Annotated in this window: 21 protein-coding genes; 3 read left to right on the top strand and 18 right to left on the bottom strand. The window is 73.1% G+C overall.

Annotated elements, in window-relative coordinates:
* Nucleotides 1-6 precede the first annotated feature (6 nt).
* From CCO04_RS03565 to CCO04_RS03530, 8 genes are all read right to left on the bottom strand, one after another.
* Nucleotides 7-846, bottom strand: a complete 840-nt coding sequence (locus CCO04_RS03565) for a DUF4097 family beta strand repeat-containing protein (protein ID WP_215812703.1) — start codon at nucleotides 844-846, stop codon at nucleotides 7-9.
* A 59-nt stretch (nucleotides 847-905) separates the two neighbouring features.
* Complete coding sequence (locus tag CCO04_RS03560; protein ID WP_215812702.1) at nucleotides 906-1,490, bottom strand: pilus assembly protein HicB; 585 nt, start codon at nucleotides 1,488-1,490, stop codon at nucleotides 906-908.
* 54 nt (nucleotides 1,491-1,544) lie between these two features.
* Nucleotides 1,545-2,882, bottom strand: a complete 1,338-nt coding sequence (locus CCO04_RS03555; RefSeq protein WP_215812701.1) for a PASTA domain-containing protein — start codon at nucleotides 2,880-2,882, stop codon at nucleotides 1,545-1,547.
* Entirely contained in the window at nucleotides 2,872-3,345 is a 474-nt protein-coding gene (locus CCO04_RS03550; protein WP_215812700.1) for a SigE family RNA polymerase sigma factor, read from the bottom strand. Before CCO04_RS03550 ends, CCO04_RS03555 begins: the two co-directional genes overlap by 11 nt.
* A 60-nt stretch (nucleotides 3,346-3,405) precedes the next feature.
* Entirely contained in the window at nucleotides 3,406-5,034 is a 1,629-nt protein-coding gene (locus CCO04_RS03545; protein ID WP_215812699.1) for an AMP-binding protein, read from the bottom strand.
* A 70-nt stretch (nucleotides 5,035-5,104) separates the two neighbouring features.
* Nucleotides 5,105-8,326 (bottom strand): (Fe-S)-binding protein, encoded by a 3,222-nt coding sequence (locus CCO04_RS03540; RefSeq protein ID WP_215812698.1) that lies wholly within the window; start codon nucleotides 8,324-8,326, stop codon nucleotides 5,105-5,107.
* A 182-nt stretch (nucleotides 8,327-8,508) separates the two neighbouring features.
* The gene (locus CCO04_RS03535; protein WP_215812697.1) at nucleotides 8,509-11,049 is read right to left on the bottom strand and encodes a dipeptidase; all 2,541 of its coding nucleotides are present in this window, start codon (nucleotides 11,047-11,049) and stop codon (nucleotides 8,509-8,511) included.
* A 106-nt stretch (nucleotides 11,050-11,155) separates the two neighbouring features.
* Nucleotides 11,156-12,676, bottom strand: a complete 1,521-nt coding sequence (locus CCO04_RS03530; RefSeq protein WP_215812696.1) for an MFS transporter — start codon at nucleotides 12,674-12,676, stop codon at nucleotides 11,156-11,158.
* A gap of 115 nt (nucleotides 12,677-12,791) precedes the next feature.
* Here CCO04_RS03530 and CCO04_RS03525 point away from each other — a divergent pair, with 115 nt between their 5' ends.
* Both CCO04_RS03525 and CCO04_RS03520 read left to right on the top strand, forming a co-directional pair.
* A complete protein-coding gene (locus CCO04_RS03525; RefSeq protein WP_215812695.1) occupies nucleotides 12,792-14,285 on the top strand; it encodes a M1 family metallopeptidase in 1,494 nt (497 codons plus the stop codon).
* Nucleotides 14,286-14,343: 58 nt separating this feature from the next.
* Nucleotides 14,344-15,882, top strand: coding sequence for a hypothetical protein (locus CCO04_RS03520; protein ID WP_215812694.1), 1,539 nt, complete (start codon nucleotides 14,344-14,346; stop codon nucleotides 15,880-15,882).
* A 9-nt stretch (nucleotides 15,883-15,891) separates the two neighbouring features.
* Here the strand turns inward: CCO04_RS03520 and CCO04_RS03515 are convergent, their stop codons facing one another.
* Nucleotides 15,892-16,446 carry an alpha/beta hydrolase gene (locus tag CCO04_RS03515; protein WP_215812693.1) on the bottom strand — a complete coding sequence of 185 codons (555 nt, stop codon included), beginning with the start codon at nucleotides 16,444-16,446 and terminating at the stop codon, nucleotides 15,892-15,894.
* Between CCO04_RS03515 and CCO04_RS03510 the strand changes: the two genes are divergently transcribed.
* On the top strand, nucleotides 16,445-16,852 hold the full coding sequence (locus tag CCO04_RS03510) for a MerR family transcriptional regulator (protein WP_252372605.1): 408 nt from the start codon (nucleotides 16,445-16,447) through the stop codon (nucleotides 16,850-16,852). The genes CCO04_RS03515 and CCO04_RS03510 overlap by 2 nt on opposite strands.
* Here the strand turns inward: CCO04_RS03510 and CCO04_RS03505 are convergent.
* From CCO04_RS03505 to CCO04_RS03465, 9 genes are all read right to left on the bottom strand, one after another.
* Nucleotides 16,836-17,621, bottom strand: coding sequence for a DUF2071 domain-containing protein (locus CCO04_RS03505; RefSeq protein ID WP_215812692.1), 786 nt, complete (start codon nucleotides 17,619-17,621; stop codon nucleotides 16,836-16,838). The two genes, CCO04_RS03510 and CCO04_RS03505, sit on opposite strands and share 17 nt — an antisense overlap.
* A gap of 11 nt (nucleotides 17,622-17,632) precedes the next feature.
* Entirely contained in the window at nucleotides 17,633-18,994 is a 1,362-nt protein-coding gene (locus CCO04_RS03500) for a dihydrolipoamide acetyltransferase family protein (RefSeq protein ID WP_215812691.1), read from the bottom strand.
* A gap of 13 nt (nucleotides 18,995-19,007) precedes the next feature.
* Nucleotides 19,008-19,985 carry an alpha-ketoacid dehydrogenase subunit beta gene (locus CCO04_RS03495; protein ID WP_215812690.1) on the bottom strand — a complete coding sequence of 326 codons (978 nt, stop codon included), beginning with the start codon at nucleotides 19,983-19,985 and terminating at the stop codon, nucleotides 19,008-19,010.
* On the bottom strand, nucleotides 19,982-21,115 hold the full coding sequence (gene pdhA / locus CCO04_RS03490) for a pyruvate dehydrogenase (acetyl-transferring) E1 component subunit alpha (RefSeq protein ID WP_215812689.1): 1,134 nt from the start codon (nucleotides 21,113-21,115) through the stop codon (nucleotides 19,982-19,984). The genes CCO04_RS03495 and pdhA overlap by 4 nt, the downstream gene beginning before the upstream one ends.
* 190 nt (nucleotides 21,116-21,305) lie before the next feature.
* Complete coding sequence (locus CCO04_RS03485; protein WP_215812688.1) at nucleotides 21,306-22,202, bottom strand: hypothetical protein; 897 nt, start codon at nucleotides 22,200-22,202, stop codon at nucleotides 21,306-21,308.
* Between the two features lie 117 nt (nucleotides 22,203-22,319).
* On the bottom strand, nucleotides 22,320-23,213 hold the full coding sequence (locus CCO04_RS03480; protein WP_215812687.1) for a hypothetical protein: 894 nt from the start codon (nucleotides 23,211-23,213) through the stop codon (nucleotides 22,320-22,322).
* A 9-nt stretch (nucleotides 23,214-23,222) separates the two neighbouring features.
* Nucleotides 23,223-23,972 (bottom strand): DUF2510 domain-containing protein, encoded by a 750-nt coding sequence (locus tag CCO04_RS03475; RefSeq protein ID WP_215812686.1) that lies wholly within the window; start codon nucleotides 23,970-23,972, stop codon nucleotides 23,223-23,225.
* Between the two features lie 113 nt (nucleotides 23,973-24,085).
* Complete coding sequence (locus CCO04_RS03470; protein WP_215812685.1) at nucleotides 24,086-24,364, bottom strand: hypothetical protein; 279 nt, start codon at nucleotides 24,362-24,364, stop codon at nucleotides 24,086-24,088.
* Between the two features lie 54 nt (nucleotides 24,365-24,418).
* Nucleotides 24,419-25,225 carry a DUF3828 domain-containing protein gene (locus CCO04_RS03465; protein ID WP_215812684.1) on the bottom strand — a complete coding sequence of 269 codons (807 nt, stop codon included), beginning with the start codon at nucleotides 25,223-25,225 and terminating at the stop codon, nucleotides 24,419-24,421.
* Between the last annotated feature and the right edge of the window lie 16 nt (nucleotides 25,226-25,241).

Below are 25,241 nucleotides of genomic sequence, written 5' to 3'. Positions count from 1 at the left end.
GGCGGCTCAGGCGGGGACGAGCGCGATGTCGCCCGAGACGGTGGTCGCGCGCAGCTCGACGTGGTCGGCGCCCGGCTCGGGCTGGCCGACCGGCGGCAGGGACGAGGCGACCCGGCCGGTGACGGTGCTGAGGTCGGTCCACACCGGCGTACCGGCGGGGACCCCGACGCGGACCCGGGTCGAGGCGCCCTTGACCGTGATCCGGCCCCGGCGCGCGGTGCGGACGAGGACGTCGCCCGAGCCGGTCTTGGCGCTCACGTCGGCCGCGCTGTCGCCGACCTCGACGTCGCCGGAGCCGGTCTTGACCACGACCGTGCCGAGCGCCTGGCCGAGGCAGACGTCACCGGAGCCGGTCGAGACCGAGGCGGTCCGGGCGACCCGGCCGAGGTCGACCGCGCCCGAGCCGGTGCGGACCTTGAGGTCGCCGTCGACCTCGGCGACCGTCACGTCGCCGGAACCGGTGTCGACCACGACCGTGGTCGCCTGGTCGAGGCGCACCGCGCCCGAGGCGGACTTGACCCGGGCGGTCATCAGCGAGCCCGCGGCCTCGATGTCGGCACTGCTGCTGCGCGCGACCAGGTCGCTGGCGAGCGGGATCGCGACCTCGATGACCAGCTCGTCACCGTTGCCGAACAGGCCGTTGCGCGGCTTGGGCGCGATGACGTCGATCCGGCGCTCGTCCTGGGCGACCCGGACCTCGGCGGCCCGGGCGCCGGTGAGCGTCACCTCGGTGGTCGCCTGCTCGGCGGCCCGGACGACGATGCGGCCGCGGCCGTTCTCGACGTGGAGCCGGACCGGGCCGGGGGTCTCGAAGACCTGGCGGAGGGGTTCGTACGTGCTGGTCATGGCGTGCTCCTGGGGTTCGGGGAGGAAGAAGTGGGTGGGGTGGGTGGGGGTGGGTGGGCTCAGAGCCAGCCGGTCATCCGGCGGTCGCCCGGCTTGCCCCCGAAGGGGAAGTCGCCACCGAACGGAAGGCTGGTGAGGTCGACGTCGACGTGGATCGCGCGCTCGCTGGTCGCGCCCCGGACCAGGGCGACGAGCCAGGTGTTGAGCGACTGGCCGGCCCGGGTGGCGAGCTCGTCGGCACGGGCCTTGAGCGACTCCGGGAGGCGCAGGCTGACCCGGGCCAGCCCCTCGTCCTCATCGGGGAGGGCGGGCGGCGCGGGCACCGCCGGCGGCTGCGGCGGCACCGGGCCGTCGCTCCCGCCGGGAGCACCGGGGCGGCCGAGACCGCCGAGACCGCCGGGCCCGCCCGCGTCGACGACGAAGTCGAGGTCGCGCCCGTCGAGCCGGACGTCGACCCCACCGCCGGGCATCGCCGCGGTGATCTCGGTGGCGGCCTGGGAGATCGCCTCCATCACGGCCAGCCGGACCGCGGGGTCGAGCGCGTACCCGAGCCGCTCGGCGATCGCCCGCGCCTCGGGGCCGGCGCTGTCAGCGGCGGCGAGGAGGTCGCGACGGAGGCTGTCGACGTACGGCGTGATGTCCATGTGCATCACTATGACGTCATCATGACGTCATTTCAACCTCTGTGTGACGTCAATCTAGGAAAGGTTGACGCCATAGACCTGTCCGCGGGCGTCGATCCAGAGCTCGACCTGCCAGCCCTCGCACCGGGCGCCGCGCGGGAAGAGGCGCACGATGTCGCCGGTCGCGGCGGCGTACGACGACGGCAGGGGGCCGCTGGTCCCGCAGGCCGCCCGGCCGGCGGCCACCGCCACGTCCCCGGTGAAGTGCAGGATCGTGGCGATCGGGTCGATGCCGCAGTCGGGGAATCCCAGGCCCGAGCAGCCGGCCCAGGAGCCGCGGTCGTCCGGGCGGTCGTTCCACCGCGGGGCGCCGAAGTGGTCCCCGCCGCCGAGCATGTTGCGGACCCGGTCCGCGAACGCCGGCGCCGGCCCGGTGCCGCGTGCCCAGGCGACGAACCGGTCCGCGGCGGCCTCGCGCACCCGGTCGGGCCGGGGCGCGGACTGCGCCTGCGGCGGCAGCACCGTCATCGCGATCGCGGTGATCCGGCCCTCGCCGTCGGTGGTCCACCACACCGCCTCGACCGGACAGAGGTCGCTGCCGGCCGCCCGGTCGACGGTGACGAACCCGCGCATCTCGTCGGGCGCGCAGCCGGGGCTGCCGTGCCCGACCCGCACGGCGGGAAGCCGGGCGCCGGCGCCGAGGTCCGCCGGGGTCCGGGTGCTGAGCTCGCGCAATAGCGCCGGAGCCGCGTGGCAGGTGCCGCCGCCGCCTTCGCACAGGGTCCAGGCCGGCGCCTGCGGGTCGCGCAGGTCGGCGCCGTCGACCTCGACGGCCGGCCCGCCGATCACCGAGAGCTCGACCCGGGAGGCCAGGCGCGGCACGTCCCCCCAGCCGCGGGCGAACCGCAGCAGGTCCAGCGCGCGGCGGCTGTCCGGCTCCCCCACGCAGTCGACCACGTTGATCGGCACCGTCACCTGGAGCCGGACCTCGGCGCCCGCCACAACCGGCTGCCCGGGCCCCGGGTTGGTCCGGGTGACGAGACCCACCGGCCAGCAGCCCTCGCGGCGCTCGCTCACCCGGACCTTCAGGCCCCGGCTCTCGAGCTCGGCGACGGCCGGGTCCACCTCGGCGCCGAGCAGGGGCGGCATCCGGTCGTCGTCGTACCGGTGCTCGCGCTCGACCGGCCGCCCGTCCGGTCCGGCCGGCTGTGGCCGGTCGTCGCCCGCGCGACCGACCAGCACGACCAGGCCCACGATGAGGACGACCGCTGCAGCCGCCGCGGCCGCCCCGGCGAGCAGGCCGGCGCCGCGGCGGTGGTGCGGGTCGGCAGGGTCGAGGGGGTCGACGTCGATCGTCGCGGCCGCCCGGGCCAGCAGCACCCGGGCCCGCTCCTCGCTCAGCTCATCGGACATCGGGGGCCTCCACGAGGGGCGCGAGCGCGGCGAGCGCGCGGGAGGTACGGGACTTCACGGTGCCCGGCGCGACCCCCAGCGCCGCCGCCGTGTCCCGCTCGGACAGGTCCGCCCAGAAGCGCAGCACCAGCACCTCGCGGTGCTCGGGCGACAACGCCGCCAGCGCCCGTCGTACGGCGATCCCCTCGGCCCACGCCAGGTCCTCGGCCGGGCCGTCGGGCAGGGTCGCCGTCGGGAGCTCACCGTTCCAGCGGCGCTGCCGGGCGTCGTGCAGCGTGGTGACGAGGACGCGGTGCACGTAGGCGTCGGGCCGGTCCGCCGCCGTCACCCGCCGCCACGAGCGGAAGCACTTGAGGAGCGCGCTCTGGACGATGTCCTCCGCATCGGCCGCCGGGCAGCCGAGCAGCACGGCGGTCCGCACGAGCCGCGGGCGGCGGTCGGCGACGTACGCAGTGAAGTCCATGCCGGGCTCCTCCTCGGGTCACCCAGTGTGACCGGCGGGGGGGCCGGATCGGTTCCGGGCTCAGCCCAGGCCGAGGATCTCCGTGGACCGCTCCCGCATCTCGATCTTGCGGATCTTGCCGGTCACCGTCATCGGGAACTCGTCGACCAGCATCACGTAGCGCGGGATCTTGTAGTGCGCGAGCTTGCCCGTCGCGAACTCCTTGACCGCCGCGGCGTCGAGCGGGGCGGCGCCGGGGCGGACCCGGATCCAGGCGCAGAGCTCCTCGCCGTACTTCTGGTCGGGGACGCCGACCACCTGGACGTCCTCGACGTCGGGGTGGGTGTAGAGGAACTCCTCGATCTCGCGCGGGTAGATGTTCTCGCCGCCGCGGATGACCATGTCCTTGATCCGGCCCACGATGTTGGCGTAGCCGTCCTCGCGCATGACCGCGAGGTCACCGGTGTGCATCCAGCCGTCGGCGTCGATCGCCTCGGCGGTCTTGTCCGGGTCGGTCCAATAGCCGAGCATCACGCTGTAGCCGCGGGTGCAGAACTCCCCCGGCTCCCCACGCGGGACGGTCTCGCCCGTCACCGGGTCGACGATCTTGATCTCGACGTGCGGGGCGGCGCGCCCGATGGTCGCCGTACGGCGGTCGAGGTCGTCGTCGGCACGGGTCTGGCAGCTGACCGGGCTGGTCTCGGTCATCCCGTAGGCGATCGACACCTCCGCCATGTGCATCTCGTTGATGCAGCGCTTCATCACCTCGACCGGGCAGATCGAGCCGGCCATGATCCCGGTGCGCAGGCTGGACAGGTCGAAGTCCGCGAAGCCCGGCGTGTTCTGCATCGCGATGAACATCGTCGGCACGCCGTAGACCCCGGTGCACTTCTCGTCCTGGACCGCCTGCAGCGTGATCGCCGGGTCGAAGCCCGGCGCCGGGATCACCATCGTCGCGCCGTGGGTGACGCAGCCGAGGTTCGCCATCACCATGCCGAAGCAGTGGTAGAAGGGCACCGGGATGCAGAGCCGGTCCTGCTCGGTGAAGCCGATCAGCTCGGTGACGAAGAAGCCGTTGTTGAGGATGTTGCGGTGGCTGAGCGTGGCGCCCTTGGGGAAGCCCGTCGTCCCACTCGTGTACTGGATGTTGATCGCGTCGTCCGGGCTCAGCGCGCGCTGCCGCTCGGCGAGCGCGTCGGCGGGGAGCCCCCGGCCGGCCTCGAGGAGGGCCTGCCAGTCGTCGCTGTCGACGTACAGCGTGCGCTCGAGGCCGGGCACCTCACCCTTGCCGGTGACCTCGTCGACCATGCCCCGGTAGTCACTGGTCTTGAAGCTCGTCGCGGCCAGCAGCAGGCGCAGATCGGACTGGTTGACGGCGTACGCGAACTCGTGGGTGCGGTACGACGGGTTGACGTTGACCAGCACCGCCCCCGCCTTGGCCGCCGCGAACTGCACGATCGTCCACTCGGCACAGTTGGGCGCCCACATCCCGACCCGGTCGCCCTGCTCGATCCCGAGCCCCAGCAACCCCCGCGCCACCTCGTCGACGACGGCGTCGAACTCCCGCCACGTCCACCGGCGCCCGCTCGCCACCTCCACCAGCGCCTCACGGTCCGGCCACCGCGCGACCGTCCGCTCGAGGTTGGCTCCGATGGTCTCCTCGAGGAGGGGCGTGGTGGTCTCACCCGCGGCGTACGACAGCTCGGTCATGGGTCCATGGTGACGCGCGGGTGAGCGCGGTCACACCCCCCTAAAGGGGGTAGGGCCCTTCTGGAGCCGCTCAGAGGTCGAAGAGCGAGCCTGCCTCGTTGATGTCGGCGTCGGTCCGGGGCTGGTGGGTCGCACCGGAGGACGTCGGGGCCGCGGGGGCCTCGGGCTCCGGCTCGGGCTCCGGCTGGGTCTCGGGCTCCGGCTGGGGCTCGGGCTCCGGGGTGGGCTCCGGCTCGGCAGCGACGGGCGCCGCAGCAGGAGCGGGCTCCGGAGCAGCGAGGTCGAACAGCGAACCCATCGCGTTGAGGTCCACGTCGGTCGCCGGAGCGGTCGGCGCAGGCGCGGCCTCGGCGACCGGGGCCGGCTCGGGCTCGGGCTCGGGCGTGGGCTCGGGCTCGGGCGTGGGCTCCGGCTCAGCGGCGACGGGCGCCGCCGCCGGCGCGGGCTCCGGAGCGGCGAGGTCGAACAGCGAGCCACCGGCGTTCAGGTCGACCGCCGGTGCGGCCGGTGCCGCCGGCTCGGCCGGGGCAGCGGGGGCCTCGGCCGCGGGAGTGGGCGTGGGCTCGGGCTCGGGGGTGGCGAGGTCGAACAGCGACCCACCGGAACCGAGATCCACCGACTTCGTCTCGGCCGCCGGCTCCGCAGCGGCGGGTGCCGCCGGAGCGGGGGCCGGAGTGGGCGCAGGGGTGTCGAAGAGCGAGCCGCCGTCGTCGAACAGCGAACCCGAGGACGAGCCCGAGTCGGCCGGCTTCTCGGCAGCCGGAGCCGCCGGGGCCGGCGTCGCAGCCGGGGCCGGGGTGTCGAACATGGAGCCCGGGTCGTCGAAGAGCGAACCGCCTGCGGCGGGCTCCGCCTTCTTCTCGGGAGCGGCCGGCGCCGCCGGGGCAGCGGCCGGGGTGTCGAACATCGAGCCCGGGTCGTCGAACAGCCCGCCGCCACCGCTACCGCCGGCAGCACCAGCGGACGCCGGAGCCGACGGCTCGGCCGGAGCCTCCTCGACCGCCGGAGCAGCAGCCGGAGCAGCCGCCTCAGCAGGCGGCGCTGCAGCGGCAGGAGCAGCCGCGGCCGCGGCCGCAGGAGCCGCCGCCTTCGGCTGCAGCGGGGCACCCTCACCCGGGAGCAGCTTGGTCGCCTGCTCGCCCTTCACCGACGCCAGCAGCATCTGCGCGACGTCGAGGACCTCGACCTCCTCGCGCGCCTCGCCGTCGGCCTGCATCTTGGTCAGGCCGTCGGAGAGCATCACGCGGCAGAACGGGCAGCCCACGGCGACCTGGTCGGCGCCGGTGCCGACGGCCTCGGCGGTGCGGTTCAGGTTGATCCGCTCGCCGATGGTCTCCTCCATCCACATGCGGGCGCCGCCGGCGCCGCAGCAGAAGGACCGCTCGGAGTTGCGCTCCATCTCGGCGAGCTCGGCGCCCGGGAGGATCTGCAGGAGGTCGCGCGGCGGGGTGTAGACCTGGTTGTGACGGCCCAGGAAGCAGGGGTCGTGGTACGTGATCTTGCGGTCGTGCGCGCCGGCACCGGACGCCACGGGGGTCAGCTTGCCCTCGCGGACGAGGCGGTTGAGCAGCTGGGTGTGGTGGATGACCTCGAGCTCGATGCCGAGGTCGCGGTACTCGTTCTTGAGCGTGTTCATGCAGTGCGGGCAGGTGGAGACGACCTTCTTGGCCTTGGCCTCGGTCAGGGTCGCGATGTTCTGCTGGGCCAGGCCCTGGAACACGAACTCGTTGCCGGCGCGGCGCGCGGAGTCGCCGGTGCACGTCTCGCCGTTACCCAGTACGCCGAACGAGACGCCCGCGAGGTCGAGCAGCTCGGCGACGGCGCGGGTGGTCTTCTTCGCGCGGTCCTCGTAGGCACCGGCGCAGCCGACCCAGAACAGCCAGTCGACGGACTCGAGGTCCTCGATCTGGTCGCCGACGACCTTGACCTCGAAGGGCAGGTCCTTGGCCCAGTCGAGGCGGACCGTGGGCGACATGTTCCACGGGTTGCCCTTGTTCTCCAGGCCCTTGAAGAGGCCGTTGAGCTCGGAGGGGAAGTTCGACTCGACGAGCACCTGGTAGCGGCGCATGTCGACGAAGTGGTCGACGTGCTCGATGTCGACGGGGCACTGCTGGACGCAGGCACCGCAGTTGGTGCAGGCCCACAGGGCGTCCTCGTCGATGACGAAGTCGCCGCCCTCGGGGTTGTAGAACCACTCACCCGCGTCGACGTCGGCCTTGCCGACGAGGGTGCGCTGCTCGGCGCCGCCGGCGACGGCGTACGCCTCCTCACGCAGGGCCATCATCATCAGCTTGGGCGAGAGGGGCTTCTCGGTGTTCCAGGCCGGGCACTGCGACTGGCAGCGACCGCACTCCGTGCAGGTCGTGAAGTCGAGGATGTCCTTCCAGGAGAAGTCCCAGATCCCGCCGACGCCGAGGATGGCGTCCTCGTCGAGGTCGTCGACGTCGTCGAGGGTGATCGCCTTGCCGCCGGAGGTGAGCGGCTTGACCGCGCCGAGGGCCGTGCGGCCGGACTCCTCGCGCTTGAACCAGATGTTGAACCAGGCGGTGAACCGGTGCCAGGCCACACCCATGGTCAGGTTGGTCGAGATCACGATCAGCCAGACCATCGCGGAGACGATCTTGACCATCGCGATGAAGTAGATGATGTTCTCGAGCGAGCCGATCGAGTCGTGCCCGGTCGGGTAGAGGTTGCCGAAGTACTGCGAGATCGGGAAGTGCGCGCCGGTCGCGTGCTCGGCGTGCTCGCCGCCGTGGGCCTGGGCCAGGTTGTACTCCGCGCCGCGGATGAAGAGGATCGCGGAGCTCTCGAGCAGCACCATCGCCTCGACGAAGAAGGCCTGCCACATGGTGGAGCCGAAGAAGCGGCTCTGGCGGCCCAGCTTCGAGGGCAGGTGCGTGAGGCGGTAGTAGATCAGCGGGATGATCGCGAGCGTGCCGAGCAGGCCGAGCAGCTCGGCGACCCACTCGTAGACGACCCACTTGCCGATGATCGGGATCGTCCACTCGGCGTCGAAGAGCTGGATGAACGCCGCGGCGACCGCCGTGGAGAGGAAGAGGAACGCCGCGAAGGCGAACCAGTGCAGGATGCCGACCCACGTCCACTGGAGCATCCGGGTGTGCCCGAAGGTCTCCTTGACCATGGTCAGCGTGCGCCCCACGGGGTTGCCGGTACGCCCGGGCGCCGGCTGCCCCCGCTTGATCACCCCGAGCATCGCCAGGACGGCGCGTGCCGTCAGGGCGACGGCAACGACCGAGACGGCCAGGGAGACGACGATCGCAAGGGTCTGCATGGTGTCCAACAGCTCCTCATCCGCAGGGAGTCAGGGGCGCGCACACAGGTGTGCGCCGGACGAGCCTAGTGCCGACGGCCGGGACGGGTCGCGATAGGCAACCCTTACCCGCGCCGCCCGCAGCGGGCGCGCTTCGCTGAATCCTACCGACAGGTAACTTCGGCCGCGCCGTGATCCCCGCCTCACCGGAACCGGACGGCCTTGACCTTCCCGGCGGCGCCGAAGCGGACGACGACCTTGACCTTCGCCTTCTGCTTGGACTTGGCGCAGAAGACGAACTTCGTGCCGAGGCGCTCGTACGGCTGACCGACGCGCGCCATCACATCACGCGTGCTCATCCGGGTGCGCACCATCCGCTTCGCGAGACGCTGCGCCTTGGCCTTCGACATCCGCAGCGCGGGGTTGCGGCACGAGTCGGCGCGGACGCCGTAGGTGCGCTCCCACATCTGCAGGTAGGCCTCGGCACCGCGCGCCATGTCGTCGACGATCTTGGCGCCGTCGCCGCGGCGCTGGGCGTCGGCGACCTTGCGCAGGTCCTCGACCCAGTCGGGGTAGAGGCCGTACTGCGCGACGCCGTCGGTGTTGATGTCCCAGGTGCGCTGACCGGCCTTCTGCTTGTCGATCCGGACGCCGCCCAGACCGGTGAACGGGTACTTCACCGGGTTGGGCACGTCCTTGCCGCGCGGGTTGCCCTGGGCGCCGAGGCCGTTGATGTCGGCACCGAACCCGAAGCCGAAGTAGTAGCGCGAGTCGGCCCAGCCCAGGTGCCGGCGCCACTTGGCGACGAACCCGGTCGAGTCCCCGGCGTACGGCGTGATGAAGCCGCCCGCCTTGTAGATCCGCGGGTACGTGTCCGGCGTCGACCAGGAGTGGCTGGAGATCACGCCGGGGTAGCGCAGGTCCTCGATGACGTCCATCGACGCGGCGCGGGCCTTGACCGAGAGGTGGTCGGGGTCGAAGACCATCTTGCGCCGGGCCATCCCCTCGATCGTGTGCACGCCGAGCTCGGTCAGGCCGCGCTTGTTGCAGTGCGCGGGCTGCGGGTACAGCGGCAGCGCGGGCAGGATGCCGAGCACCTTGCCGAGCGCCCCGAAGAGCGCGTCCTGCTGACCCGCGGTGATGTCGGGGATGGTGATCTGGGCGTTGTCCGCGGACTCGCCGTCGGCGGGATCGCAGTGCTCCATCGCCCAGAACGAGCCGGTCTCGAGGAAGTTGGCGGCGTTGACGAGCGGCCCGATCGCGCCCGCGTCACCGGCGACGCCGGCCAGGGCGTTGTCGAACTTGTTGACCAGCTCCATCTGCCGGACGCCGAGGCGCTGCATCTCGTCGAGGTTGGCGTCGATCTCGCCCGGCGTGCACGCGGGCTGGTCGCGACCGAGCACCTTCTTGTAGGTGCAGCCGAACGGGATCGAGGTCTCGATCCCCATGATCACGGCCATCTTGCCGCCGTTGATCACGCGCCGGGCCTCGAAGGGGTCCTTCACGATCCGGTAGAAGCCCTTGCCGGGGCCGCCGAACTGGGCGTCGATGTAGCTCTGCATCTTCACCATGTCCGCGGCCTGGAGCCGGATGGACGTCATGTCGTCGCAGGAGTTCCGCTTGAGCGGGTAGAGCTGGCAGAGCTTGTTGTTCTCGACGAGCAGGTTGACGAACAGCCGCTGGCCGCCGCGCCAGGCCCGCTCGAGCCAGCGGTAGTAGGTGCCCTCGTGGGTCAGCGACTCCGGCGCCGGCCAGTCCTTGAAGGTCGGCCAGCCGACCGGGTCGTGCGAGGCCTTGCCGGAGAGCACCGACTCGAGCAGCGCGCCCTTGCCGCCGGTGATCTTGTGGTCGGCGCAGTCGTCGAGCGCGTACGGCGCGCCGTACTCGTGCCAGGGCCGGCCGCAGTGCACCTTGCCGCCGAGGAACTCGAAGGCCATGCCGTGGGTGTGCGCGTCGACGAACCCCCGCACCTCCTGGTACGACGTCACGCCCGCGAACGGGTCGCCCGTCACGTCGATCCCCGCCTCCGGGTACGCCGGGCAGCTGCGCGCCAGCGCCAGCCGGAACGGCGTGCCGGTGGTCCCCGAGCCGAGCGCGCCGCCGGCCTGGGCGACGAGCGCCCGGGCGCCGATCGCGAGCACGAAGCCGCGCGCGGTCTTGGTGACGGTCCAGTCGGCCTGGGCGCTCGGCTTGGCGGCGACGGCGACGGAGCCGTTGCGCTGGAGCGTGAGCTCGCCCTGCGGGGTGTGCAGCAGGTAGCCGCCGAGCCGGGTCGCCTTGAAGTAGTAGGTGCCGTAGCGGCCGGTCGGCGTGCTCAGCGTGTAGCAGCCGCCGGCCATCGCGTAGCGGTCGGCGGGCACGGCGGTGCGCGGCTGGTAGGCCCGGACCGTGGTCAGCCGCGGGTCGGGGAGGGCGCGCTGGGAGGCGACGTACTTCTCCGCCGAGCGGCGCTCGGCCGCGCTGGTCGGGTCGACCGCCTCGTCGCCGACGGCGAGGCCGCGGGAGACGTCGTTCTTGGTGGCCGGGTCGTTGTGGTCGTGCGGCGGCAGGAGTGCGTCGTCGTGCGGGACCCCGCGCTCGGACTTGGCCTGCTCGTTGGCCATCGCCAGGGTCACCGCCCCGCCACCGGCTCCGCTCGTCGGGATCGCGAGGGCGACCCCCACGACCGCCAGCGCCACCAGCGCGGCGAGCCCGACCCGGCGGGCCCCGCCCGCCTGCTCCTGCGTCACGACGTCCTCAGCCACAGCCTTACCTCCCTGTCCCCGGGCGCACCGGAGTGACCCCGATCACTCCTCAACGAGGGGGACGGGTCCAGGTCACGCAAAACGTGACACTGATTCAGGTTGTCGCCTAGCGAGCGTGGCGCAGGGTGCGTGCCGCCAGCAGCACGGCCACCCCGCTGAGGACGACACCGAGGAGCGAGGTCGTCGCGACGCCCGACCCGAAGGCGTGGTGCGCCGAGGCGAGCAGGGCCTCGGCGTTCCGGGCCGGCAGCTCGGTCGCGACCTGGGTGGCGCCGGCGAGGGTGTCGCGCGCGGTCGCCGCCTGGGCCGCGGTGAGCCCGTCGGGGAGCACCACCCGGTCGGAGTAGGCGTTGGTCAGGATCGTGCCGAGGATCGCGGTGCCGAGCACGGTCCCGACCTCGTAGGCGGTCTCGGAGATCGCCGAGGCCGCCCCGGCCCGGGCCTCGGGCACCGCCGAGACGATGAGGTCGTTCGACACGGTCTCGGCCGCGCCGACCCCGGCGGCCAGCAGCGCGAAGGAGACCATGATCGTGGTGACGCCGACCGTCCCGTCGCCGAGCGCGATGGTGGCGTAGCCCGCGCCCGAGGCCAGCAGCGCCCCGCACACGACCACCACCGGCCGCACCCGCTGGACGATCGGTACGACGCTCAGCCCGGCCACGATCATCGCGAGCACGCCCGGCAGCAGCGCGAGCCCGGCGTCCATCGGCGCGTAGCCGTGGACGAGCTGGAGCTGCTGGGAGACGAAGAACAGGAACCCGATCAGCGAGAACACCGACAGCAGGTTGACCAGCACCGCGCCGCTGAACGCACCCGTCGCGAACAGCCGCACGTCGATCATCGGGTGCGCGAGCCGCAGCTGGCGGCGCACGAAGACCACGATCACCACCAGGCCCACCGCGAGCGCAGCGAGGCCGAGCCCCAGTGCACCGCCCTTGGCGGCGGTCTTGATGCCGAAGACCAGGGCGAGCATCGCGACCAGCACCAGCACCGCCGACCACGGGTCGAGCGGGTGCCCGTCGGGGTCGCGCGACTCGGGCAGCAGGAAGGGCGCCAGCACCAGGAACAGCACGAGCACCGGCACCGCCATCAGGAACACCGAGCCCCACCAGAAGTGCGCGAGCAGGAAGCCGCCGACGATCGGGCCCAGCGCGGAGCCGGAGGCGAAGCCCGCCGCCCAGATCGCGATCGCCGTACGACGCTGCGCCCGGTCGGTGAAGATGCTGCGCAGGAGCGAGAGCGTCGAGGGCATCAGCATCGCGCCGAAGACCCCCAGCCCGGCCCGCGCCGCGACCAGCGCCTCGCCGGTCGGCGCGAACGCGGCGGCGACCGACACCAGGGCGAAGCCGACGCTGCCGATGAAGAGCATCCGGCGCCGTCCGTAGCGGTCGGCGAGCGCACCCATCGGCACCAGCAGGCCGGCGAGGACCAGCGGGTAGATGTCGACCATCCACAGCACCTGGGTCGCCCCGGGCGCGAGGGAGAGCGAGATCTGCGGCAGCGCGAACGCCAGCACCGTGTTGTCGACCGACACCAGCAGCACCGGCAGCAGGAGGACGCCGAGGGCCGCCCACCGCCGCGTCGCGCTTGGTTCCGCGGTCCGCCGACCGCCCCGTCCTGAGCTCATGACCCCCCAACGCCCCGTCCGCCGCTCCGGCTGCCGGGAGGTGCCGACCGGTGCGCAAAACGTCGATTGCCCGCCGGGCCGGTTCGGTCTGGGGGTCGTCGGGAAGGATGAGCCCATGCCCGTGACTCCTCGCCGCGCACTCGCCACCCTCGTGACCCTGGCGCTCGGCCTGACCCTGGCCGCCTGCGGCGAGGACGCGGCCGGCACCCGGGCCGACCCGATGTCTTCCGGCTCCGGCGCCGGCGTCCCCGGCCCCACCGGCGAGCCGACCCGGGTCACCGACCGCGGCGACCTGTCGGTGGCCCGCAGCGAGACCCGCGAGGACTCGGTCTACCCCGAGGTCGGCGACCCGCTCGTCGACGCGCTGCACTACGCGCTCGACCTGACCTGGGACCCGAAGCAGGACCGGCTGAGCGCGAAGCAGAAGCTCACCTTCCGCGCCACCACCGACGCCGCACAGATCCCGCTCGCGCTGAGCGATGCCCTCGAGGTCTCGGCGCTGACCGTCGACGGCGAGAAGGCCGCGTTCACCGGCGCCGACGACCGGCTCACCATCGACCATCCCGTCACCGCCGACCAGCAGTACGTCGTCGAGCTGGCCTACGCCGGCACCCCGGTCCCCGCCGACGCCCCCAGCACCCGCTCGGACTTCCGCCAGGGCCTGGGCTGGAACATCACCGACGACCACGAGACCTGGACCATGCAGGAGCCCTACGGCGCCTTCACCTGGTACGCCGTCAACGACCAGCCCGCCGACAAGGCGCTCTACGACTTCACCCTGACCGTGCCCGAGCCGTGGTCCGGCGTGGCCAACGGCGTGCTCACCGACACGACCACGCGCAAGGGCATGGTCACCGACGTCTGGCACCTCGCGGAGCCCGCGTCGTCGTACCTGGTGACGGTGGCGTTCGGGCACTACCAGCGCACCGACCTCAAGTCCGCGAGCGGCGTCCCGGTCCAGGTGTGGGCGCCGGCCGACGGCGAGGCCCTGCCCGGCGGCACCGGCACCGCGCCCGACGCGATCGACTGGCTGGAGAAGATCCTCGGCCCCTACCCGTTCGAGAGCTTCGGCATCGTCGTGGTCGACAACGAGAGCGGCATGGAGACCCAGACCATGGTCACGCTCGGCAACACCGAGTACAGCCTCTCCCCCGCGGTCGTCGTCCACGAGGCCGCCCACCACTGGTACGGCGACACGGTCTCCCCCGCGGACTGGTCCGACGTGTGGATGAACGAGGGCATGGCGATGTACCTCCAGGGCATGTGGGAGGCCGAGCAGGAGGGCATCTCCATCGACCGCAAGATGGATGAGTGGGCCGGCTTCGAGGACGACCTGCGCGCGGGCGCCGGGCCGCCGGGCGACTACGACCCGCAGCAGTTCGGCGACGGCAACATCTACTACGGCCCCGCCGTGATGTGGCAGGAGCTGCGCAAGAAGATCGGCGACGACCGGTTCTTCGCGCTGCTCAAGGACTGGCCCGCGAGCCGTGAGAACCGCTCGACCGACCGCGCCGACTACCTGGCCTGGATCGAGAAGGAGACCGGCGAGGACCTCGGCGCCTTCTTCGACGCCTGGCTGCTCGACAAGCAGTCCCCGCCCCGGGCCTGAGCGGGCCGCGCACCCGCGCACCCTTCCCAGGGACTGAAACACGTTCTACCCTCCGGGGATGCGCCTTCGCTCCCTGGCGGCTGCTGCCGCTGCCGGCGTCCTCGCCCTGACCCTCGGCACCACCGGATCCCCCTCGGCCGCGGCCGGCGGTGACCCGGCCCTGCCCGGGCTCCCGGCGCTGCCGACGATCCCCGGGCTGCCGATCCCCCCGCTGCCCACCGACCTGCTGGTGCCCCGGTTCACCGGGGCGGCCGTCACGCCGCAGCCGCTGGCGGCGCCACCGGTCCCGCAGAACCCGTTCCTCGCGCCCAACGGGCGCAGCAGCATGCACAACGACGCCTACAGCACCGACGCGTACGCCGTCTCGGGGCCGACCGGGCGCGGGCTGACGATGCGCACGGCGTCGTACGGGATCCGGGAGTGCGCGACCATCGCGTTCGACTCCCGGGACCGGATCGTCGGCCTGTGTGGCGGACTCGAGGGCTTCACGCTCATGGTGATCGACCCGGTCACCCTGCGCGCGATCTCCCAGCTCCAGCTCTCCCAGCGGGACCTGACCTCGGGCGCGAACCCGCTCACCGACATCTGCGGGGGCACGTACTTCTTCCTCGACGGCGACGACCGCGCCTTCGCGACCACGACCGACTCCGCGATCGCGGAGGTGAGCGTGACCGCCGCGGGCGGGCTGGTGAAGGGCCGGCGGTGGCCGCTGGCGTCGTACCTGCCCGAGGGGGACTGCCTCGTCGCGACCGGCGTCGACTGGTCCGGGCGGCTGTGGTGGTTCAGCCAGCAGGGCACGGTCGGCACGCTCGACCGGGCCGGCGGCGCGGTGCGCACGCTGCGACTGCCCGCCGGCGAGGGCATCTTCAACTCGGTGTCGACCGACGAGACCGGCGGCGTCTACTTCGTCTCGACCCACCAGACCTACCGGCTCGACGCGGCCGCGGACGGCACGCCCGAGGTCACCTGGGCGATCCCCTACGACCGCGGCACCCGCAAGAAGCCGGGCATGCTCTCCCAGGGCTCGGGCACCTCGCCCACCCTCATCGGCGAGAAGTGGATCGCGATCGCCGACAACGCCGAGCCGCGCAGCCACGTGATCGTCTACGACCGGCGTACCGGCGTACCGGCCGGCCAGCGCGAGCACTGCTCGATCCCGGTGCTCGCCGACGGCGCCAGCACCACCGAGAACAGCCTCGTCGCGGCGGGCGAGTCGGTGATCATCGAGAACAACTACGGCTACGCCGGCGTGCAGTCCACGCTGCTCGGCAAGTCCACGACGCCCGGCGTCTCGCGGGTGATGATCGAGGACGACGGCTGCCGCGTCGCCTGGACCAACCCCACCGTCGCGCCGACGTCGGTGCCGAAGGCCTCGCTCGGCAACGGGCTGGTCTACGTGTACTCCAAGCCGCCGGGCAACATCCTCGACGCCTGGTACGTCACCGCCATCGACATCCGCACGGGCGAGACCCGCTGGAGCCGGCTCACCGGCACCGGGATCCAGTGGAACAACCACTACGCGTCGATCTACCTCGGCCCCGACGGGGCGCTGTACGTCGCGACGATCGTGGGGCTGATCCGGATCAAGGACTCCTGAGCCGGCGGCTCAGAGCGCGGCCGGCAACGTGGTGACGCCCTCCTCGGCGAGGAAGTGGCCGGCGCCGGGCACCACCCGGACCGGTACGCCGAGCAGGTGGGCGAGCCGGTCGGTGTGCCCGGCGGGGACGTAGGCGTCCGCGTCGGAGCGGAGCACCGTGACCTCGCCGGTCCGGGACGCGATCCGGGCCAGGCCCGCGACCGCACCGGCGACATAGGGGTCCAGGCCGGGCAGCGCGGGGAGCGGGTCCACGAACCCGGCGACGAGCACGAGCCGGCCGAGCCGCCAGTCACCGGGCAGCGCGGCGAGGTGGCGCAGCACGGTGAGGCAGCCGAGGCTGTGCCCGACGACGAGGTCGCCGGCTCCGGGTGTCCCGACCGCCGCGGCGGTGGCGGTGAGCCACCGGCCCGGGTCGGGCGAGTCCGGCTCCGGCAGGGCGGGGACGACACTCGCCCAGCCGGCCTCGGCGAGCCGTGCCGCGAGCCAGCCGAACCAGTGATCGGCCGGCGTGGCGCCGTACCCGTGGATGATCGTGGCGCGCGGCGGGGTTGCACTCGTCGTCATGGCGAGGACCGTAGGGGTTCACGCCGGCGTGAAGGTCAAGCGGAGGAACCGGATGCTGATCGGCGAGCTCGCCCGCCGCACGGAGACGTCCACCCGGGCGCTGCGGCACTACGAGGACACGGGCCTCCTCGTCCCCGACCGCACGACGGGCGGCTACCGCACCTATGCGGCGGCTGATGTCGCGCGGGTCGCGCAGATCCGGACCCTGCTCGCTGCCGGGATCGGCACCGCGACCATCCGTCGCTTCCTCGACTGCGCCCGCGACGGCCGCCACGGCACCTACCTCGAGCTGTGCCCCGACCTGCGCGCCGAGCTGGACGCCATCGCCGCCCGCCTCGACGCCGAGCAGGCCGCACTGGCGGCCCGACGCGAGCGGTTGGCCGGACTGGTCACGGCGTCGCGGTGACCGGTCCTCGCACCCGGCGCGGCGGGGTGTGGATGTCGAAGGGCAGCAGCTCCTGGCCGAGCAGCGAGTGCGGCTCCTGGCCCGGCTGGACGAGCCCGAGCCGCTCCAGGAACGGGAACCGCGCCTCGGCCGCGACGAAGTGGCGCGCGGCCATCGGCGGGTGCCAGATGCTGTAGGTCCCGACGCGGCCGGCCCGGCCGCGGCGGTACCAGCCGACCGTCGGGTGGGTCAGCAGCGCCTGCCAGTCGCGCTCGGTGGCGAACCCGTCGAGCCCCGCCGGTACGGCGGCCGCCTCGCTCGCCCGGCAGGTCGCCTCGTCGGTGCGGAGCGCCCACGACGCGCGGCCGTCGTCCCAGGTGGCGGTGAGGCCGATCCGCTCGCGGCGCCAGGGCATCCCCCACAGCCGCCGCGGCAGCACCACGGTCGGGTGGTCGAAGGCGGTGCCGAGGAACCAGGCGCCACGGACGCCGTCGCGGCGTACGTAGGCGCGGTAGTTGACCTGCCCGCAGGTGATCGCGACCCGCGGCAGCCCGCGGAAGTGGAAGCTCTCGTCGCGGAAGGCGACCGCCGAGACCAGCGCCGCGGGTCCGCCGGCGAGCTCGACCACCTCGGGCACGTAGCCCGCGGGGAGGTGCCGCGCCAGCCGCTCCGGGCTGACCCGGAACGTGGTGATCATGAAGTCGCGCAGGTCCGAGGCGGCGTGGAACCAGCGCACCCGGGGCCGGTCGGTGCCGAGGAAGCCGGCCAGCCCCGGCTGCGCGTCGTCCATGCGGCCGCGGGTCAGAAGAGCAGCGCCGTGGCGGGATCGCTGACCAGGTCGGCCACGTCGGCGAGGAACCGGGAGCCGGTCGCGCCGTCGATGTGGCGGTGGTCGAAGGACAGCGACAGCGTCATCACCTGGCGCGGGACCACCTGGTCCCCCACCACCCACGGCTGCGCCTTGATCGCGCCGAGGCACAGGATCGCGGACTCGCCGGGGTTGATGATCGGCGTCCCACCGTCGACCCCGAACACGCCCACGTTGGTGATCGTGAACGAGCCGCCGGACAGGTCGGCCGGCTGGGTCCGTCCCTCGCGCGCGGTCGCCGTCAACGCCTCGAGCGCCTGGGCGAGCTCGACGAGCGAGAGCGCGTGGGCGTCCTTGACGTTGGGGACGACGAGCCCGCGCGGGGTCGCCGCGGCGATGCCGAGGTTGACGTAGTGCTTGACCACGACCTCCTGGGCGGCCTCGTCCCAGGTCGAGTTGAGCAGCGGCGTACGGCGCAGCGCGAGCAGGCAGGCCCGGGCGATGACGAGCAGCGGGCTCACCTTGAGCCCGGCGAGCTCGCGGCGCTCCTTGAGCCGGGCGACCAGCTCGACCGTGGCGGTCGCGTCGATCGTGACCCACTCGGTGACGTGGGGCGCGGTGAAGGCCGAGGAGACCATCGCCGCGGCCATGTTCTTGCGGACGCCCTTGATCGGCTCACGGGTCTCGCGGCCCGCCGGGTCGGCGACCACGGGACCGGGGGCGACGCGCGTGGCGGCGGGGGCAGGGGTGCCTCCGGCGGCCACGGCGAGGACGTCCTCCTTGCTGACCGTGCCGCGCGGGCCGGTGGGGACGAGCGCGGTGAGGTCGACGCCGAGGTCGCGGGCCAGGCGGCGCACGAGCGGCTTGGCGAGGGCGCGGATCGGACGGGTGGGCGCCGGCGCGGCCTCCGGGGCCGGCGCGGGCCCGGCCTCGGCCTCGGGCACGGCCTCGCCCTTGCGGGTGCGCCGCTTGAGCGCACGCTGCTTGGGTCCGTAGCCGACCAGCGTGGCGTTGCCCTCGGGCGGCACGTTGGTGTCGATCACCTCGGGGCCGGCGGACGCCGGTGCCGCGGCCGGTGCCGCGGGCGCGGGGGTCGCGGCGGGGGCCGGCGCGGAGCCGGGCTCGCCGATCCGGATGATCGGCGTGCCGACCTCGACGGTGTCGCCCTCGGCGACCAGGAGCGCGAGCACCTCGCCGGCGTAGGGCGAGGGCAGCTCGACGATGGACTTGGCGGTCTCGATCTCGACCACGATGTCGTTGATGGCGATCACGTCGCCGGTCTTGACCCGCCAGGCGACGATGTCGGCCTCGGTCAGGCCTTCGCCGACGTCGGGGAGCTTGAACTCGTTCGACATGGGGCGGCGCTCCTCAGAACCCGAAGGTGCGGTCGACGGCATCGAGCACCCGGTCGAGGTCGGGGAGGAAGGCCTCCTCGATCCGCGCCGGGGGGTAGGGCGTGTCGTAGCCGGTCACCCGCAGCACGGGCGCCTCGAGCGAGTGGAAGCACTCCTCGGTGACCCGGGCGGCGATCTCGGCGCCGAGGCCGAGCGTCTGGTGGGCCTCGTGGACGACGACGAGCCGGCCGGTCCGGCGTACGGACTCGTGGACGGGCAGCAGGTCGAGCGGCGAGAGGGTGCGCAGGTCGATGACCTCGAGCGAGCGCCCCTCCTCGGCGGCGACGGTCGCGGCGTCCAGGCAGGTCGACACGGTCGGGCCGTAGGCGACGAGCGTGGCGTCCGCGCCGGGCCGGACCACGCGCGACTGCCACAGCGGCGCGGGCGGTGCCGCCTCGTCGACGTCGGCCTTGGCCGAGTGGTAGAGCCGCTTGGGCTCGAGGAAGATCACCGGGTCGTCGGCGTGGATGGCCTGCTGGATCATCGCGTAGCCGTCGGCCGGGTTGGAGCAGGCGACGACCTTGAGCCCCGGGGTGTGGATGAACTGCGCCTCGGGCGACTCGCTGTGGTGCTCGACGGCGCCGATGCCGCCGCCGAACGGGATCCGGATGACCATCGGGATCCGGATCCGGCCCTGGCTGCGGAAGTGCAGCTTGGCGACCTGGCAGACGATCTGGTCGTAGGCGGGGTAGACGAAGCCGTCGAACTGGATCTCGACGACCGGGCGGTAGCCGCGCATCGCCAGGCCGACGGCGGTGCCGACGATGCCGGACTCGGCGAGCGGGGTGTCGATGACGCGGTCGTCGCCGAAGTCCTTCTGGAGGCCGTCGGTGATCCGGAAGACGCCGCCGAGCGTGCCGACGTCCTCGCCCATGACGACGACCTTGTCGTCGTCCTCCATCGCGCGGCGCAGACCGGCGTTGAGCGCCTTGGCCAGGGTCATCGTGGTCATGCCGTCACCTCCTCGAACGACGCGGCGTGGGCGTCGTAGGCCGCCTGCTGGGCGGCCAGCTCGGCCGTCTGCTCGGCGTGCACCAGCGCGAACATGTCGCGCAGGTCGGGATCGGGCAGCGCATGGCACTCGCGCCGCATCCGCTCACCGAGCGCGTCGGCCTCGGCGGCGACCGCGGCCATGAACTCGTCATCGGCCAGGCCGTTGCGGCGCAGGTAGGCCTCGAGGCGGGCGATCGGGTCCTTGAGCTTCCAGTGCTCGACGTCGTCGCTGAGCCGGTAGCGCGTCGGGTCGTCGGTCGTGGTGTGAGCGCCCATCCGGTAGGTGTAGGCCTCGATCAGGATCGGGCCCTGGCCCTCGCGGGCGCGCTGGAGCGCGGCGCGCATCACGGCGTACGTCGCGAGGACGTCGTTACCGTCGACGCGGATGCCGGGGAAGCCGAAGCCCTGGGAGCGGCGGTAGAGCGGGATCCGGGACTGGCGCTCGAACGGCTCCGAGATCGCCCACTGGTTGTTCTGGCAGAAGAACACCACCGGGGCGTTGTAGGAGGCCGCGAACACGAACGCCTCGTTGACATCGCCCTGGGACGAGGCGCCGTCGCCGAAGTGGGCCACCACCGCGGTGTCGCGCTCGGGGTCGCCGGTGCCGACCAGGCCGTCGCGCTGGACGCCCATCGCGTAGCCGGTGGCGTGGAGCGTCTGCGCGCCGATCACGATCGTGTAGAGCCCGAAGTTGTGCTCGTCGGGATCCCAGCTGCCCTGGTCGACGCCGCGGAAGAGCGCGAGCAGCTTGACCGGGTCGACCCCGCGGCACCACGCGACGGCGTGCTCGCGGTAGGTCGGGAAGACGTAGTCCTGGGGGGCCAGCGCCCGTCCCGCCCCGATCTGCGCGGCCTCCTGGCCGAGGAGCTGGGCCCACAGGCCGAGCTCACCGTGGCGCTGGAGCGCGGTCGCCTCGATGTCGAGACGGCGTACGAGCGTCATGTCGCGGTAGAACCCGCGCAGCTCGTCGGGGGTGAAGTCGAGGTCGAAGCCCGGGTGGTGGACCCGCTCCCCCTCGGGCGTCAGCAGCTGGACGAGCTCGGGGTCGGCCGGTTCGGGGGCCGGCGGTCCGAAGACGGGGTCGGTCATCACCACTCCTTGCGTCCGTCCCGGCGGGGTCGCCGCCGCGGAACGGTTAGGGGTCGTTCCGTGGTCCGGCTCGGTCACAGGGGTGGCGTGACGTGTGATCCGGAACACACGCTCACCGCCACGATACTCGTCCCCATGTCCGACTCGTGAAGGACGGCCCGGGCGTGCGTTGCCCGGGCCGTCGTCCTGCCTACTTCTTCTCTACGTAGCTGTACCCGCTGACCAGCCAGGTGCCGGACGATCCGTCGAGCGCCCAGGTGGACTGGAGGGTCTTCTTGGTGTTGGGCGCGTAGACGTCGCCCTTGACCTCGGAGATGTCGCCGACCGTGGTCGGGTCCTCGAAGGTGTACTCGGCGTTGGACATCGTCAGGTTGCCGGCAACCTTCTTGCAGCCGGCCTGGTCGGTGAACTCCGAGGCGAAGTAGTCCGGCGTGGTCAGCCCCTCGACCGCCAGGCAGTCCCCCTCGAGGAGCGAGTCGAGGAAGGCCCGGGCGGTGATCGTCGGGTCGTCGGTCGGAGCGTCGCCGAGGCTGCCCGTCGGCGAGTCGGTCTCGGTCGGCTCCTCCGTCGGCTCGTCGGTGGGCTCGTCCGTCGGCTCGTCGGTCGGGCTCTGCGAGGTCTTCTCGTCGCTGGCCTTCTTGTCGTCGTCATCGCCCTTGAACACGGTGAAGGCGAGGATCGCCGCCACCCCGAGGACGAGGACCACCACACCGGCGACGATGCCGATGATCAGGCCCTTCTTGCCGCCCCCGCCGCTGCCGCCGGCCGGCGGGGCCGGGAAGCCGCCCGGGTAGCCGGGACCACCCGGACCACCGGGACCACCGGGACCACCGGGACCGCCGGGATAGCCGCCGGGCTGGCCGGGGTAGCCGCCGGGAGCGGGCGGCTGGCCGTAGGGCTGCTGGGGCGGCTGGGGCTGGCCGTACGGCTGCTGCGGCTGACCGTAGGGCTGCTGCGGCTGCTGCGGCTGGCCGTAGGGCTGCTGGGGCTGCTGCTGAGGAGGAACAGGCGCACCGCCGGACGTGGGCGCGATCTGCGTCGGGGGGAGCTCGCCGGGCTGTCCGGGCGGCGGGAACTGATCACTCACTCGTGTGAGCCTAGGGAGTGATCTGGTCCCGCGCACCAGGAATCGCCGAAGCGGGCGGGAGCGCCTGCGCCGCCCGTGGCGGGCCGCACTGCCGGGTGGCGGTGTCGCCCCGACCGGTCAGTACTGCTCCTGCGGGTGCGGGTAGGGGTAGGGCTCCGCGGCGGCCCGCTCGCGCCGCGGCCACAGCGAGAGCCCGACCAGGACCAGCCCGACGGGAGCGGCGACCAGGAACCCACGCGCATAGGGCGCCAGTGAGCCCACCACCGCATCGAGCATGACGCCCACCAGCTCCCGGCGGCTCGCGTCGACCTGGTCGAGCGCGGCGGTGGTCGCCGGGTCCACGGCGAGCAGGACGACGACGGCGGCCAGCGCCGCGCCCAGCAGGGCGAAGCCGGCGGTCCGCACCCGGCCGCGCCACCCGTGCGCAACGGCGAGGCCGAGCAGCACCAGCGCCGCCCAGGCGATCGGCAGCAGCCGGTTGACCCGGTCGGCGGCCCGGTACGCCGGACCGGCCTCGGCCACCTTGGCCTTGGCCTCGACCGGGACGTCGAGCGGGATCGTGGGCAGCAGCCCGACCGGGATCCCCCGGTCCTCGAGCTGGAGCAGCACCTGCGCCACCAGCGGGCTCGCGTCGACGGTGATCGAGCCCTCGGTCGCCGCGTCCGGGTCGTCGAGGATCGCCAGCACCTGCTGGTGGAGGTCGGCATTGGCCTGGCGCCAGAACGTCGGGAAGTCCGGGCTGCGCACCACCTTGAGCGCCGCCGCCCGGGCCCACTCGCGCACGGCGCTCGGCAGGCCGACGGGGATGTGCTTCTGCAGGCCCTTGACCGCCGCGTCGGCCGCGGCGTCGGCGAGCACCTGCTGCACGACGGCGTCGTCGGAGAGGTCGCCGACCGTGTCGACGTACGCCTGGCGGTCGTCGACGCGCTCGGTCACCCAGGTGGCGCCGATCGCGAACGGCGCCAGCAGGGTGGCGAGCAGGACCGTGACGACTGCGGTGAAGGACCTCATCGTGACTCCCTAGTTGCCGCTGTACTCGGGCTCGGCGACCTTCCAGTCGCCGTCCTCCTCGACCAGGAGCATGTCGAACCTCCGGCTGTGGTGGCTCTCGCCCTCCAGGACCTCGTCGAGGAAGGCATCGTCCCCCTTGTAGTCCGTGGTCTGGCGTACCGACACGACCACCTCGTCGTCGCCGCGCTCGTCGACGTCGGTGATCTCGACCTCCTGGTCGAAGTTGCCGCGGATCTCGTCGAAGGACAGGTCGAGCTGGTCCTCGTAGTCCTCGGCCGCCTCCTCCTCGTCCTTCGCGGTGCTCTCGGCGAGCTCGCCGCAGTCGTCGGCGTCGCGGAGGTCGAGGAGGGCTTGCCGGGCGTCCTCGGCGGTCAGCTCGCAGACCTTGCCGTAGTCGCTCTCGAACTGCGCCTGCAGGTAGTCCTCGGCGACAGCCTCCGGTCCGCCACCGGTCAGGCCCCGGACCAGGACGACGGCCAGGACCAGCAGGACGAGCGCGCCGCCGCCGGCGCCGAGGAGCACGACGAGGGTCTTGTTGCTGCCGGAGGCGGGGGGCTGCGGTGCCAGGGGCAGCGGCGCCGGGGGCGCCGGGGGCGCCGGGGGCGCCGGGGGCGCCGGGGGCGGCGGAGGCTGCTGCGGCGGCGGGGGCTGGGTGTGCTCGGTCCACCCGGTGCCGTCCCACCAGCGCTGACCGCCCAGCCCGTCGGCGTACCACCCGGCGGGGACGGGGGCTGGTTCGGGTCGGGCATGCGGATTCACTCCTCGAGACGGCGAGCAGCCTGCGGGCAGCGCGGACCGGGCCGCATCATGTCACGCGAGCGGAGGCCCGCCGCCGGGCCGGAGCGCCGCGGGGCGCCGCGGAGCGGATCGCCTCAGCCGGCGGTGATGATCGCGACGACCACGACGAACCCGATGAGCGCGATCGCCGTGAGCAGGCCCATGGTGAACCCGATCGTGCGCTTCGCGCTGGCCGGCGGGGGCGGCAGGCCCGGGCCGGTCGGGACGCCGTAGCCGGCCGGGGGGTAGCCCGGCTGTCCGGGGTGACCCGGCTGACCGCCCCCGAGGTACGCCGGCGGCGGGGCCGGCTGCTGCGGGTAGCCCTGCGGGACGCCGGGCTGCGGCGGGACACCGTACGGCGGGGGCTGCGTCATGGCCTCAGCCTAGGAGCGCGGCCCGGTCCGCTCCACCGGTTGCGCGAAATCCGTTCAGCCGGTCTGGTCGCCGGCCCGGTCGATCAGCCAGCGACCGTCCTCCTGGACGAGCTTGACGGCCGTCTCCTGGCTCTTGCCATAGGCGGTGATCTCGACCGCGACGCTCGCCGTACCGCGGGCCTGGTCGACACTCGCCTTGCCGACGTCGTAGGTGACCTGGTTGCCGAGCTCGGTGGGGATCGCGTCGTTGGCGCAGCGGCCGTTGGCCTTGAGGTACGCCTTGGTCACCAGCTCCTCGGCGGTCGCGCAGTCGCCGGCGAACGCCGCATCGAGGAAGGCCTCGACCACGGCCGCCGGCTCGTTGGGCACGGCGGACGCGGTGCTGGTGCCGCTCGGCGTACCCGTGGCCGTCGCGCTCGGGCTGCTGGAGGCACTCGGGCTGCTGGGGGTGCTCGGCGCGCCGGTCGAGCGGCCGGCCGCGTAGGACGCGACCCGCCAGGCGCCGTCGACCTGATCCAGGCTGAAGAGGTAGTCCGTCGAGCCCTCGGGGCTGGTGAACCGCACCGGTACGGTCGCCGTCGAGCCGTCGATGCTCCCCCGGCCGACCTCGGCGTCGACGTCCTCGGCCGACAGCAGCTGGAACTCGTCGCTCTCGCACGGCCGGGCCGCCCGGGCGGTCTCGGTGAGGAGCTTCTCGGCCGCGGCGCAGTCGCCGTCCTCGGCGGCATCGAGGACGTCGTCGACGACGTCCTCCGGGGATCGGGCGCTGCTGTTCCGGTCGTCCCGGTCACCGCGGTCGCCACGGTCGTCGCCGTCGTTACCGCCGGTCAGGACCAGGACCAGACCCACGACCACGCCCACGAGAGCGAGGACGCCG

Origin of the sequence: Pimelobacter sp. 30-1 (assembly GCF_018831735.1) — a bacterium.
Lineage (GTDB): Bacteria > Actinomycetota > Actinomycetes > Propionibacteriales > Nocardioidaceae > Nocardioides.
This window is presented reverse-complemented; position numbering and strand designations above follow the sequence as displayed.